This is a genomic window from Kitasatospora sp. NPDC056138 (assembly GCF_042264695.1).
Lineage (GTDB): Bacteria > Actinomycetota > Actinomycetes > Streptomycetales > Streptomycetaceae > Kitasatospora.
This window is the reverse complement of the sequence record NZ_JBHJVK010000114.1, coordinates 1-15,242: the sequence shown is the minus strand read 5'-3', so window position 1 is coordinate 15,242 and position 15,242 is coordinate 1. Positions and strand designations below refer to the sequence as shown.

The 15,242-nt window shown below is 70.3% G+C and carries 1 protein-coding gene; it reads right to left on the bottom strand.

From position 1 onward, the window contains the following. A partial coding sequence (locus tag ACFC1R_RS36925) for an amino acid adenylation domain-containing protein (RefSeq protein WP_375946107.1) occupies positions 1-15,242 on the bottom strand: 15,242 nt, incomplete at both ends.

Below are 15,242 nucleotides of genomic sequence, written 5' to 3'. Positions count from 1 at the left end.
ACCGCTCCGCCGACAACCCCGGCCGGTTCAGATAACCACGCGCCAGACCCCGACCCGCAATGTACAACTCACCCGCAACACCCTGCGGCACCTGCTGCAGGTGCTCGTCGAGGACGTGGGCGTAGGTGTTGTGGTTGGGAGCGCCGATGGGCGTGTAGGGCTCGGTGAGGGAGCGGCTGATGGTGGTGGAGATGGTGGTTTCGGTGGGGCCGTAGAGGTTGGCCATGTGGCGGCCCGGTGCCCACAGCGGAACCAGGTGGGGCGGGCACGCCTCGGCACCGACGATGAGGCTGGAGAGCTCGGTGAGCGTGCTGGGCGACTCGGCCGGGAGGGTGGCCAGGATGGACGGCGGAATGAACGCGTGGGTGATGCGCCGGTCGGCCAGGATTCGGGCGAGGTCCTCACCGGCGAGACGGCCCGGCGGGGGCAGGACGAGGGTCCCGCCGTTGCTGATGGCCATCAGCAGTTCCAGGACGGAGGCGTCGAAGCTGGGCGAGGCAAGCTGCACGACCCGGCTCTGCGCCGTGGTGCGGCAGCGCTCGACCAGAGTGGAGGCGAGCGAGGCCAGTCCGGTGTGGGTGACGATGGCGCCCTTGGGCCGGCCGGTGGAGCCGGAGGTGTAGATGGTGTACGCGGTGTTCGCCGCCGTCAGCGGGGCGATCCGGTCCGCATCCGTCGGGTCGGTGACGGGCTGCCCGTCCCAGACCTCGGCCAGCTCGTCGACGGCCAGCCCGCCCGGCAGCTCCTGCGCCAGCCGCCCGGTGGTGAGCAGCAGGGCGGGAGCAGCGTCGGCGAGCATGTACGCGATGCGGTCGGCCGGGTAGTCCGGGTCGACCGGCAGATAACCGGCACCCGCCTTCGCGATGCCCAGGATCACGGCAAGCTGCTCGGCACTGCGCGGCAGCGCCACGCCGACGAGCTGCTCGGTACCGATGCCCCGGCTGATCAGCCAGTGCGCGATCCGGTTGGCACGGGCGTTCAGCTCGGCGTAGCTCCAGGTCACATCACCAGCCTCCAGCGCGATGGCGTCCGGAGCGGCCGCCACTCGGGCCTGGAACAGCTCGGGCAGCGTCGAGTCCTCGACCTCAGGCCGGGACGTGGTCGCCCAGTCCCGGAGCTGAATCTCCTCACCATCCGTGAGGATGTCCAGCGAGCCGATCGGCCGGGACGGGTCGGCAGCGATCGCCTTCAACAACCGGGCCCAGCGCGCGATCAGCGCCTCGATCGTCGACCGGTCGTACAGGTCCGTCGCGAACTCGATGTACCCGGCGACCCCTGTGGGCGAGCCGTCGCGCTCATGGAACTCGCCGATGTTGACGAACAGATCGAAACGGGACGTGTCCGTGGTCGCGGGCTCGTGGCTGACCCGCAGTCCGGGGAGCTGGAAGTCGGCCTGCTCGTTGTTCTGCAGGGCCAGCATGACCTGGAAGAGCGGGTGGTGTGCCGCGGAACGGCGGGGGTTGAGCTTCTCCACCAGGTACTGGAAGGGGACGTCCTGGTGGGCGTAGGCCTCCAGACTGGTCCGGCGGACCTGCGCGAGCAGGTCGGTGAAGGCCGGGTTGCCCGCCGTGTCGGTGCGCAGCACCAGGGTGTTGACGAAGAACCCGACGAGGTGGTCGAGGTTCTCGTCGGTGCGTCCCGCGATGCCGCTGCCGATCGGGATGTCGGTCCCGGCGCCGAGACGGGTCATCAGGGCGGCCACGGATGCCTGCAGCACCATGAACACCGTCGCTCCGGCCGACCGGGCCAGCTGAGCGAGATCCCGGTGCAGGTCCGCGCCGAAGGAGAAGTCGCAGACCTCACCCGCGTTGCCGGCCGTGGTGGGGCGGGGACGGTCGGTGGGAACGGTGACCTGCTCCGGCAGGCCGGCCAACTGCTCGGCCCAGTACTCGTACTGGCGGCTGAACGGGCTGTCCGGGTCGGTGTCGTCACCCAGCAGGTCGCGCTGCCACAGCGTGTAGTCGGCGTACTGCACCGGCAGCTGCGGCCAGTCGGGCTCGGCGTCCGTCAGACGGGCGGTGTAGGCGGCGATCAGGTCACGGGCCAGCGGCGCCATCGACCAGCCGTCACCCGCGATGTGGTGCAGCACCAGCAGCAGCACAGACTCCGCCGGGCTGACGGTGAACAGCTCCGCGTACAGCGGCACCTGGCCGGACAGGTCGAACTCGTGGCGCGCGGCCCGGTTCAGCTGCTCGTGGATCCGGTCCTCGTCCGCGGGGACGACCTTCAGGTAGATGCGGGCCCGGACGGGATCGAGGATGTGCTGGCGGGCCCGTCCGTCGACGTCCCGGAAGACGGTGCGCAGCGATTCATGGCGCGCGATGACGTCGTTGAGGGCGTCCTGCAGTGCCTGCCGGTCCAGATCACCGGTCAGGCGCAGGGCTAGCGGCATGTTGTAGGTGGCGGAAGGGCCCTCGAGCTTGTGGATGAACCACAGTCGCTCCTGGGCGAACGACAGCGGGATGGCCTCGGGCCGGGTGACCGGCGCCAGGGCGAGCCGCGTCTGCTCGTCACCGTCTGCCAGACGCTCGGCCAGCTGGGCCGCGGTCGGGGCCTCGAAGAAGGCCCGCAGCGGGGCTTCGATGCCCAGGGTCTTGCGGATGCGGCTGATCAGACGGGTGGCCAGCAGCGAGTGACCGCCCAGGTCGAAGAAGCTGTCGTCGACCCCGACACTCGGCAGCCCCAGCACCTCGGCGAACAGCGCGCACAGGATCTCTTCCCGCGGGGTGCGGGGGGCACGCCCCGTGGAGACGGGGGCGTGGTCGGGAGCCGGGAGCGCCGCGCGATCGATCTTCCCGTTCGGGGTGAGCGGGATGTGATCGATGACCACGACAGCGGCGGGGACCATGTAGTCCGGGAGCTGCTGCCGCAGGTCCTGCCGGAGCTGCGGCAGTGAGGGCTCGCCTCCGCCGCTTGGCACGACGTAGGCGATCAGACGTACGTCGCCGGGCTGCTCCTCACGAGCGATGACGACGGCCTGGGCGACCTCGGGGTGCCTGGTGAGCGCGGCCTGGATCTCGCCGGGCTCGATCCGGAACCCACGGATCTTCACCTGGTGGTCGGTCCGGCCCAGATACTCCAGCTCACCGTCCCGGTTCCACCGCACCAGGTCACCCGTCCGGTACATCCGGCCCCCGGCCGCACCGAACGGATCCGCCACGAACCGCTCGGCACTCATACCGGGGCGGTTCAGGTAGCCACGGCCCACGCCCTTGCCCGTGACATAGAGCTCGCCCGCGACACCCGGGGGCACCGGCTGCAGGTAGTCGTCCAGCACGTGGACTCGGGCGTTGGCGATCGGGTACCCGATGGGGGCGCGTCCGGCCGCGAACGGGCGGCTGATCGTCGCGTAGACGGTGCACTCCGTCGGTCCGTAGGCGTTGATCATCCGACGGCCCGGCGACCAGCGGTCCACCAGTGCCGGCGGTGTGGGCTCACCGATCATGCCCAGGACGCCCAGCTCGGACAGTTCGGCCTCGCTTCCCTCGGGCAGGCTCGCGAGCCGCGACGCCGTGATGAAGGCGTGCGTGATGTGCCGGTCGGCGATGACCCTGGCCAGCTCAAGGCCGGCGAGGCGGCCGCCGGACGGCAGTACAAGGGTTGCGCCTGCGGCGAAGGCCATGAAGATCTCGACCACAGCGGGGTCGAAGCTGGGCGAGGCCAGTTGCAGGACGCGGCTGTCGGGACCGGCCTCACACCGCTCGACTGCGGTGGTTATGAGGTCGGCCAGCCCGGAGTGGGCGATGACGCTGCCCTTCGGTCGACCGGTGGACCCGGAGGTGTAGAAGGTGTAGGCGGTGTTCGCCGGGGTGAGCGGGGCGATCCGGTCCACGTCGGTCGGGTCGGTGGTGGGCTGGTCGTCCCACCGCTTCGCCTGGGACTCGATCGTGAGGATCTCGCCGCCGGTGCCGGCAGCGGCGAGGAGGTTCTCGCTCAACCGGTCGGTGGTGAGGAGCAGGGCGGGAGCGGCGTCGGCGAGCATGTACGCGATGCGGTCGGCCGGGTAGTCCGGGTCGATCGGCAGGTAGGCGGCACCCGCCTTCGCGATGCCCAGGATCACGGCGAGCTGCTCGGCGCTGCGCGGCAGCGCCAGGCCGACGAGCTGCTCGGTACCGATGCCCCGGCTGATCAGCCAGTGCGCGATCCGGTTGGCACGGGCGTTCAGCTCGGCGTACGTCCAGGTCGCGTCCCCGGCCTCCAGGGCGGTGGCATCAGGAGTGGCCTGCACTCGGGCCTGGAACAGTTCCGACAGAGTGGCGTCGCTGATCTCAGGCCGGGGGGTGGCCGCCCAGGTACGCAGCTGGTGGTGCTCGCCGGGGGTGAGGATGTCCAGCGAGCCGATGGGCCGGGACGGGTCGGCGGCGACCGCCTTGAGCAGCCGGGCCCAGCGCGCGGTCAGCGCCTCGATCGTCGACCGGTCGTACAGGTCGGTGGCGAACTCGACCGTGCCGAACATGCCGGCCGGGGTGCCGTTGTCGTCCCGGTGCTCGCCCATGTTGATGAACATGTCGAACCTGGACGTGCCCAAGGCCACGCCGGCCGGCTCCGCCTGCAGGTTGGGCAGTTCGAAGTTCGGCTGCTCGGTGTTGAGGAGGGCGAGCATGACCTGGAACAGGGGATGGTGCGTGGTGCTGCGGTGCGGGTTGAGCTTCTCCACCAGGTGCTCGAACGGGATGTCCTGGTGGGCGTAGGCCTCCAGGCTGGTCCGGCGGACCTGCGCGAGCAGGTCGGTGAAGGCCGGGTTGCCCGCCGTGTCGGTCCGCAGCACGAGAGTGTTGACGAAGAACCCGATGAGCTGGTCGAGGTTCTCGTCGGTGCGCCCGGCGATCGGCGCGCCGAGCGGGATGTCGGTCCCGGCGCCGAGGCGGGTCATCAGAGCGGCGAAGGAGGCCTGCAGCACCATGAACATGGTGGTTCCGGTGGAGCGGGCCAGCTCGGACAGCGCCTGGTGCAGGTCGGCGTCGATACCGAAGGTCATGGAGTCGCCGGCGTAGCTGGCCACGGCCGGGCGGGGACGGTCCGCGGGAACGGTGACCTGCTCCGGCAGACCGGCCAACTGCTCGGCCCAGTACCGCTGCTGGCGGACGAACGGGCTGTCCGGATCGGTGTCGTCGCCGAGCAGGTCGCGCTGCCACAGCGTGTAGTCGGCGTACTGCACCGGCAGCTGCGGCCACTGCGGTGCCGCACCCTCCAGCCGGGCGGAGTACCCGGCGACCAGGTCGCGGGCCAGCGGCGCCAGCGACCAGCCGTCACCGGCGATGTGGTGCAGCACCAGCAGCAGCACCGACTCCGTCGGGCTGACGGTGAACAGCTCGGCGTGCAGCGGCACCTGGACCGAAAGGTCGAACTCGTGGCGGGCGGCCTGGTTCAGCACCTGCATGACGTCGGCCTGGTCGGCCTGCTGGACGTGCAGGTCGATACGGGCCTGCTCGGGGTCGAGGACGCGCTGACGGGGCTGCCCGTCAACCTCCTCGAAGACCGTGCGCAGCGCCTCGTGCCGGGAGATCACGTCGTTGATGGCCTCCCGCAGCGCCTGCTGATCCAGCTGACCGGTCAGCCGCAGCACCAACGGAATGTTGTAGGTGGCCGACGGCCCCTCCATCTGGTGCAGGAACCAGAGTTGCTGCTGAGCGTAGGAGAGGGGGAGGGGGTTGGGCCGGGTGGCGGGCAGGAGCGGCGGACGCAGCTCGCTGTCCTGGGTCAGACGCGGCGCGAGCTTGGCGACGGTGGGCGCCTCGAAGAGCGTCTGGAGCGGCGCCTCGGTGCCGAGGGTGGTCCGGATCCGGCTGCTGAGCTGGGTCGCCAGCAGCGAGTGGCCGCCGAGAGCGAAGAAGTCGTCGTCCACCGTGACACCGGGCACGCCCAGGACCTCGGCGAACAGCGCACACAGGATCTCCTCCTGCGGCGTGCGCGGTGCACGGCCACCAGCGGTGGATGTGTAGTCCGGTGCGGGAAGGGCCTTGCGGTCGATCTTGCCGTTCGGGGTCAGCGGGATGTGGTCGAGGGTGACGATCGCCGACGGCACCATGTAGTCCGGCAGCTGGGCCTGCAGCGTCTGCCGCAGAGCCGTCACCAACGCCCCACTGGTCCGCGCCCGCGCCGGGGAGTTGGTCAGAGCGGAACCCAGCCGCCCCGGCCGGTAAGTACCGGTGACCGCCAGGCCGTTGACCGTGTCCAGCAGGACCGCGTCGAACGCGGCCGGCTGCTCGGAGCTCCACGTGGTGACCGCCTCGAAGCCACGCTCGGCGGCCCACCGGTGGAAGGCCTCCGGGTCGATCCCGGCACCCGAGCCGAGCGCCGACCGCACGGCGGCCAGGTCCTCCCCGGCGTCCAGGGCCTCGACGGCAGCCGCCTCACCCGTCAGACGCGCGTTCGGAACACCCACCACACGAAGGCCGCCTTCGGCCAGCCGGTCCCCAAGCTCCTCCAGGGCCGCCACATCGCTCCCCCAACGCACCACCGGCACACCGGCGAGATCCGTCAGCGCCTCCGCGGCCTTGTGGAGGGTGACCTCGTAGCGGTGACGGGTGAGCTCGTTGTGCGCCGAACCGCGCTTGATCCGGATGTCCACACCCGCACCACGCTCGGCGGCGAAGGCGGTGAAGTAGTCCGGGTGGACCAGGAGTTCCTTCTCCACCACCAACGCGTGCTCCACCGAAGCGTGAAGCTGAGTGGTGCCGGTCGCCCGCGCTGCCTGGACCGCGGTGTGGAAGGTGCGCAGCTGTCCCAGGTGGCGGATGTCACCGAGGACGATCCGGCCGCCGTCCGCCAGCAGCCCCAGGGCCTGCGTCAGAACGGAGGTGAGGTAGTCCCGGTTCGGGAAGTACTGCGCGACGGAGTTGATGACGATCGTGTCGAAGTAGCCCGCCGGCAGACCGGTGAAGTCCTCCGCACTCTGGCAGCGCAACCGGACATGCTCCCAGCCCCGCTCCGCAACCTGCCCGATGAGACGCGTCACCACAGCCTGCGACAGATCAGTGCCCCAGTAGGACTCCACCTCCTGCGCCAACGGCGCCATCAGCAGACCCGAACCGACACCGATCTCCAGCACCCGCCGCGGCACGTGGGAACGGATCCGCTCCACCGTCGCCGCACGCCACTCCCGCATCTCCTCCAACGGGATCGCCTCACCCGTGTACGAGCTGTTCCAACCCGCGAAGTCCTCACCCAGAGGCGCGGTGGGCCGGCCGTACAGGGAGTCGTACAACTCCCGCCAGTCCTCGACCTGTTCGGTGGTGTCGACCTCGGCACCACCGCCGGTCTCGGGAACGATGTAGGCCACCAGGCGGGTGTCACCAGGCTGGTCCTCACGCGGAACCACCACCGCCTGGGCGACCTCCGGGTGCCTGGTGAGGGCGGCCTGGATCTCGCCGGGCTCGATCCGGAACCCACGGATCTTCACCTGGTGGTCGGTCCGGCCCAGGTACTCCAGCTCACCGTCCCGGTTCCACCGCACCAGGTCACCCGTCCGGTACATCCGGCCCCCGGCCCCACCGAACGGATCCGCCACGAACCGCTCCGCCGACAACCCCGGCCGGTTCAGATAACCACGCGCCAGACCCCGACCCGCAATGTACAACTCACCCGCAACACCCTGCGGCACCTGCAGCAGGTTCTCATCCAGCACATACACCCGGGTGTTGACGACAGGCTGCCCGATCGGGGCCTTCGGACCAGACAGCGGACCGCCAGTCGAAGCGTAGATGGTGGTTTCGGTCGGTCCGTAGGCGTTGATCATCCGGCGTCCCTGCGACCAGCGCTCGGCCAGGTCGGGCGGGCACGCCTCGCCGGCCACGACGACGGTGCCGAGGTCGGGCAGGGTGGTTTCGGTGCCGGACGGCAGGCTTGCCAGGGCCGACGGCGGAAGGAAAGCGTGGCTGATCCGCTGGGCGGAGAGCACCTGGGCAAGGTCCTCACCGGCCAGTCGGGGAATCTGCGGCACGACCAGGGTGACTCCGACGGTGAATCCGAGCATCAGCTCGATGACGGAGACGTCGAAGCTGGCAGAGGTGAACTGCAGCACCCGGCTGTCCTCGCCGAGGGCGCAGCGCTCGACCAGAGTGACGATTAGCGAGGCCAGACCCGTGTGGGTGACGGTGACGCCCTTGGGCCGGCCGGTGGAGCCGGAGGTGTAGATGGTGTACGCGGTGTTCGCCGCCGTCAGCGGGGCGATCCGGTCCGCATCCGTCGGGTCGGTGACGGGCTGCCCGTCCCAGACCTCGGCCAGCTCGTCGACGTCCAGCCCGCCCGGCAGCTCCTGCGCCAGCCGCCCGGTGGTGAGCAGCAGGGCGGGAGCAGCGTCGGCGAGCATGTACGCGATGCGGTCGGCCGGGTAGTCCGGGTCGACCGGCAGGTAGGCGGCACCCGCCTTCGCGATGCCCAGGATCACGGCAAGCTGCTCGGCACTGCGCGGCAGCGCCACGCCGACGAGCTGCTCGGTACCGATGCCGCGGCTGATCAGCCAGTGCGCGATCCGGTTGGCACGGGCGTTCAGCTCGGCGTAGCTCCAGGTCACATCCCCGGCCTCCAGCGCGATGGCGTCCGGAGCGGCCGCCACTCGGGCCTGGAACAGCTCGGGCAGCGTCGAGTCCTCGACCTCAGGCCGGGACGTGGTCGCCCAGTCCCGGAGCTGAATCTCCTCACCATCCGTGAGGATGTCCAGCGAGCCGATCGGCCGGGACGGGTCGGCAGCGATCGCCTTCAACAACCGGGCCCAGCGCGCGATCAGCGCCTCGATCGTCGACCGGTCGTACAGGTCCGTCGCGAACTCGATGGCTCCACCGATGCCCGCGGGCTCGTGCTCGCCGCCGTACCCCTCGGTCAGGGTGATCATCAGGTCGAAGCGCGATGTGCTGGTGTGCGCGCTCTCCGAGCGCACCTGCAGTCCCGGCAGATCGAAGTCGGCCTGCTCGTTGTTCTGCAGGGCGAGCGCCACCTGGAAGAGCGGGTGGTGCGAGGCGGAGCGCTGCGGGTTGAGCTTCTCCACCAGGTACTGGAACGGAGTGTCCTGGTGGGCGTGAGCCGCCAGGCTGGTCCGGCGGACCTGGGCGAGCAGGTCGGTGAAGGCCGGGTTGCCCGCCGTGTCGGTGCGCAGCACCAGGGTGTTGACGAAGAAGCCGACCAGGTCGTCGAGGTTCTCGTCGGTGCGTCCGGCGATCGGAGAGCCGATCGGGATGTCGGTCCCGGCGCCGAGACGGGTCATCAGGGCGGCCACGGATGCCTGCAGCACCATGAACACCGTCGCTCCGGCCGACTGTGCCAGTTCGGCGAGGTCCCGGTGCAGGTCGGCGCCGAAGGAGAAGTCGCACGCGTCACCGGCATTGCCGGCCGTGGTGGGGCGGGGACGGTCGGTGGGAACGGTGACCTGCTCCGGCAGGCCGGCCAACTGCTCGGCCCAGTACCCGTACTGGCGGCTGAACGGGCTGTCCGGGTCGGTGTCGTCACCCAGCAGGTCACGCTGCCACAGCGTGTAGTCGGCGTACTGCACCGGCAGCTGCGGCCAGTCGGGCTCGGCGTCCGTCAGACGGGCGGTGTAGGCGGCGATCAGGTCACGGGCCAGCGGGGCCAGCGACCAGCCGTCACCGGCGATGTGGTGCAGCACCAGCATCAGCACCGACTCCGCCGGGCTGACGGTGAACAGCTGGGCGCGCAGCGGCACTTGGCCGGACAGGTCGAACTCGTGGCGGGCCGCTTCGTCGAGTTGCTCGGAGAGCATGCCTTCACTGCTCGGTACGGCCTGCAGCGTGATCCGCGCCTGGTCGGGGGCAAGGATGTGCTGGCTGGGCTGTCCGTCGACCTCCCGGAAGACGGTACGCAGCGCCTCGTGCCGGGTGATCACATCGTTGAGGGCGTCCTGCAGTGCATGCCCGTCCAGGTCGCCCGTGAGGCGCAGGGCGAAGGCCATGTTGTAGGTGGCGGAAGGGCCTTCGAGCTTGTGCAGGAACCACAGTCGCTCCTGGGCGAACGACAGCGGCAGCACCTCAGGCCGGGCGACCGGCTCGAGCGCGGGGCGCAGATCGCCCGCGTGGTCGGCCAATCGCCGGGCAAGCTGGGCCACGGTCGGGGCCTCGAAGATCGCGCGCAGCGGGATCTCGGTGCCAAGTGCCGTACGAATACGGCTGATCAGACGGGTGGCCAGCAGCGAGTGACCACCCAGGTCGAAGAAGTTGTCGTCGACCCCGACCCCGGGCAGCCCCAGGATCTCGGCGAACGCCGTGCTCAGGATCTCTTCCCGCGGGGTGCGGGCCGCACGGCCGATACCGGCCGACGCGTAGACGGGAGCGGGCAGGGCGTTGCGGTCGATCTTCCCGTTCCGCGTCAGCGGGATGCTGTCGATCACCATGATCGCGGCCGGGACCATGTAGTCGGGAAGCTGATGCCCCAGCTCGCGGCGGAGCTGCGGCAGGGAGGGTTCGCCCTCGTCGGCGTCCGGGACGACGTAGGCCACCAGGCGGGTGTCGCCGGGCTGCTCCTCACGGGCGACGACGACGGCCTGGGCGACGGCCGGGTGCCGGGTGAGCGCGGCCTGGACCTCGCCGGGCTCGATCCGGAACCCACGGATCTTCACCTGGTCGTCGCTACGGCCCAGGTACTCCAGCTCACCGTCCCGGTTCCACCGCACCAGGTCACCCGTCCGGTACATCCGGCCCCCGGCCTCGCCGAACGGGTCGGCGACGAAGCGCTCGGCGGTCAGCCCAGGTCGGTTGAGGTAGCCACGGGTCAGTCCCTTACCGGCGATGTAGAGCTCGCCGCCCACCCCGACAGGGGTCGGCTGGAGACGTTCATCCAGTACATAGGTCCGGACGTTGTGGTTCGGGTACCCGATCGGGGTCGGCAGCTGGGTGAGTGGGCGGCTGATGGTGGTGAGGACGGTGGTCTCCGTCGGGCCGTAGACGTTGTACAGCGCACGGCCCGGCGCCCAGAGCTCGACCAGGTGCGGCGGGAACGGCTCCGCGCCGACGAGGAGGTGGACGAGGTCGGGCAGGTTCTGTGCGATCTCGGCCGGGACGGTGTCGAGGATGGACGGCGGGATGAAGGCGTGGGTGATCCGCCGATCGGCGAGGACGCGCCCGAGTTCCTCGCCGGCGAGACGGCCGGGCGGAGGCAGGACGAGGGTGCCGCCGTTGCTGATGGCCATGAGGAATTCCAGCATCGAGGCGTCGAAGCTGGGCGAGGCCAGTTGCAGGGTCCGGCTGTCGGGGCCGGTGGCGGAGCGATCGCCCAGGGTGGCGGCGAGGCTGGCCAGTCCGATGTGGGTGACGGTGGTGCCCTTGGGTCGGCCGGTGGAGCCGGAGGTGTAGATGGTGTAGGCGAGGTGGCGGGGGGTGAGCGGGGCGACCCGGTCCACGTCGGTCGGGTCGCTGGTCGGCTGCCGGTCCGCGTCGGCCGAGTAGGCCCGGAGGGGGACGATCTCGGTCTCGTTGCCGGAGAGTTCCTGCGCCAACCGGTCGGTGCTGAGCAGCAGGGCGGGAGCAGCGTCGGTGAGCATGTACGCGATGCGGTCGGCCGGGTAGTCCGGGTCGACCGGCAGATAACCGGCACCCGCCTTCACCACACCCAGGATCGCCGCGAACAGTTCGGCGCCGCGCGGCAGCGCCAGGCCGACGAGCTGCTCGGTGCCGATGCCGCGGCTGATCAGCCAGTGCGCGATCTGGTTGGCACGGGCGTTCAGCTCGGCGTAGCTCCAGGTCACATCGCCGGTGTCGAGGACGGTCGTGTCCGGGCCCGCCTTGGTCCGGGCCTCGAACAGCTCGGGCAGGGTGGCGTCGGCGATCTCGGGGCGGGGGGTGGCCGACCAGTCGCGGAGCTGGCTGTGCTCGCCGGGGGTGAGGATGTCCGGCGAGCCGATGGGCCGGGACGGGTCGGCGGCGACCGCCTTCAACAGTCGGGCCCAGCGCGCGGTCAGCGCCTCGATCGTCGACCGGTCGTACAGGTCGGTCGCGAACTCGATCACACCGTTCATGCCGGAGGGCTCGCCGTTGTCGCCACGCTCCTCGGTCACGACGATGGCGAGGTCGAATCGCGCGGTACCGGTACCGATACCGCCGGACTCGACGTGCAGTCCGGGCAGGTCGAAGGACGGCTGCTGGGTGTTCTGGAGTCCCAGGGAGATCTGGAACAGCGGGTGATGGCTGGAGGAGCGGTGCGGGTTGAGCTTCTCCACCAGGTGCTCGAACGGGATGTCCTGGTGGGCGTAGGCCTCCAGGCTGGTCCGGCGGACCTGCGCGAGCAGGTCGGTGAAGGCCGGGTTGCCCGCCGTGTCGGTCCGCAGCACCAGGGTGTTGACGAAGAACCCGATCAGCTGGTCGAGGTTCTCGTCGGTGCGCCCGGCGATCGGCGCGCCGAGCGGGATGTCGCTCCCGGCGCCGAGGCGGGTCATCAGAGCGGCGAAGGACGCCTGCAGCACCATGTACATGGTGGTTCCGGTGGAGCGGGCCAGCTCGGACAGCGCCTGGTGCAGGTCGGCGTCGATACCGAAGGTGCTGACGTCACCGGCGTAGCTGGCCACGGCCGGGCGGGGACGGTCCGCGGGAACGGTGACCTGCTCCGGCAGACCGGCCAACTGCTCGGCCCAGTACCGCTGCTGGCGGACGAACGGGCTGTCCGGATCGGTGTCGTCACCGAGCAGGTCGCGCTGCCACAGCGTGTAGTCGGCGTACTGCACCGGCAGCTGCGGCCAGTCGGGCTCGGCGCCGGTCAGGCGCGCGGAGTACCCGGCGACCAGGTCCTGGGCAAGCCGGCCCATGGACCAGCCGTCACCGGCGATGTGATGCAGCACCAGCAGCAGCACCGACTCACCCTGGCTGACGGTGAACAGCTCGGCGCGCAGCGGCACCTGGACCGAAAGGTCGAACTCGTGGCGGGCGGCCTGGTCCAGCACCTGCATGACGTCGGCCTGGCCGACCTGCTGGACGTGCAGGTCGATACGGGCCTGCGCGGGGTCGAGGACGCGCTGACGGGGCTGCCCGTCAACCTCCTCGAAGACCGTGCGCAGCGCCTCGTGCCGGGAGATCACGTCGTTGATGGCCTCCCCCAGTGCCTGCCGGTCCAGGTCACCGGTCAGCCGCAGGGCGAGCGGCATGTTGTAGGTGGCCGAAGGGCCTTCGAGCTGGTGCAGGAACCACAGCCGCTGCTGGGCGAAGGACAGCGGCAGCACCTCGGGCCGGGGCAGCGCGACAAGAGCGGGACGCGTCGCGCCCTCGTCGAGCCGCGCGGAGAGCTTGGCGACGGTCGGCGCCTCGAAGAGCGTCTGGAGCGGCATCTCGGTGCCGAGGGTGGTCCGGATCCGGCTGCCGAGCTGGGTCGCCAGCAGCGAATGGCCACCGAGAGCGAAGAAGTCGTCGTCCACCGTGACACCGGGCACGCCCAGGACCTCGGCGAACAGCGCACACAGGATCTCCTCCTGCGGCGTACGAGCCGCACGGCCACCACCCGCGGACGCGTAGTCCGGCGCGGGAAGGGCCTTGCGGTCGATCTTCCCGTTCGGGGTCAGCGGAATGTGGTCGAGGGTGACGATCGCCGACGGCACCATGTAGTCCGGCAACTGCGCCTGCAACACCTGCCGCAGAGCCGTCACCAACGCCCCACTGGTCCGCGCCCGCGCCGGAGTGTTCGTCAGAGCAGAACCGCCCCCGGAGGATCGGTAGATGCCGGTCACCGCTTGGGCGTCGACCGCGTCCAGCAGGACCGCGTCGAACGCGGCCGGCTGCTCGGAGCTCCACGTGGTGACCGCCTCGAAGCCACGTTCGGTGGCCCACCGGTGGAAGGCCTCCGGGTCGATCCCGGCACCCGAGCCGAGCGCCGACCGCACGGCGGCCAGGTCCTCCCCGGCGTCCAGGGCCTCGACGGCGGCCGCCTCACCCGTCAGACGCGCGTTGGGAACACCCACCACACGAAGGCCGCCTTCGGCCAGCCGCTCCCCAAGCTGCTCCAAGGTCGTGAGGTCGCTCCCCCAGTGCAGAATCGGCAGGTCGGCCAGGTCACCCAGCCCGGCAATGTCGGTCAGCTCCGCCGGGTTCTTGTGGAGGGTGACGTCGTAGCGGTGACGGGTGAGCTCGTTGTGCGCCGAACCGCGCTTGAGGCGGATGTCCACACCCGCACGGTGGGTGGCGGCGAAGGCGGTGAAGTAGTCCGGGTGGACCAGGAGCTCCTTCTCCACCACCAACGCGTGCTCCACCGCCGAGCGCAGTTGCGCGGCACTGGTGGCCCTCGGCGCCTGCACGGCACTCTGGAGGGTGCGCAGCAGTCCGGCGTGGCGGATGTCGCCCAGGACGATCCGGCCGCTCTCGGCGAGAAGGTGGAACGCCTGGGTGAGGACGGAGGTGAGGTAGTCCTGGTTCGGGAAGTACTGCGCGACGGAGTTGATGACGATCGTGTCGAAGTAGCCCGCCGGCAGACCGGTGAAGTCCTCCGCACTCTGGCAGCGCAACCGGACATGCTCCCAGCCCCGCTCCGCGACCTGCCCGATGAGACGCGTCACCACGGCCTGCGACAGATCGGTGCCCCAGTAGGACTCCACCTCCTGCGCCAGCGGCGCCATCAGCAGACCCGAACCGACACCGATCTCCAGCACCCGCCGCGGCGCGTGGGAACGGATCCGCTCCACCGTCGCCGCACGCCACTCCCGCATCTCCTCCAGCGGGATCGCCTCACCCGTGTACGAGCTGTCCCAACCCGCGAAATCCTCACCCAGAGGCGCAGTGGGCCGGCCGTACACCGAGTCGTACAACTCCCGCCAGTCCGCAACCTGCTCGACGGCATCAACCTGAGCACCATCACCCGCGTCCGGAACGACATACGCCACCAGCCGGGTGTCACCAGGCTGATCCTCACGCGGAACCACCACCGCCTGGGCGACCTCAGGACGCCGCGCAAGCACAGCCTGCACCTCACCCGGCTCGATCCGGAACCCACGGATCTTCACCTGCTCATCCGTCCGGCCCAGGTACTCCAGCTCACCGTCCCGGTTCCACCGCACCAGATCACCCGTCCGGTACATCCGGCCCCCGGCCCCACCGAACGGATCCGCCACGAACCGCTCCGCCGACAACCCCGGCCGGTTCAGATAACCACGCGCCAGACCCCGACCCGCAATGTACAACTCACCCGCAACACCCTGCGGCACCTGCAGCAGGTTCTCATCCAGCACATACACCCGGGTGTTGACCACCGGCCGACCGATCGGAACACACGAACCCGACAACGGCTCACTGGCCGTGGCATCAACCGTCGACTCCGTCGGC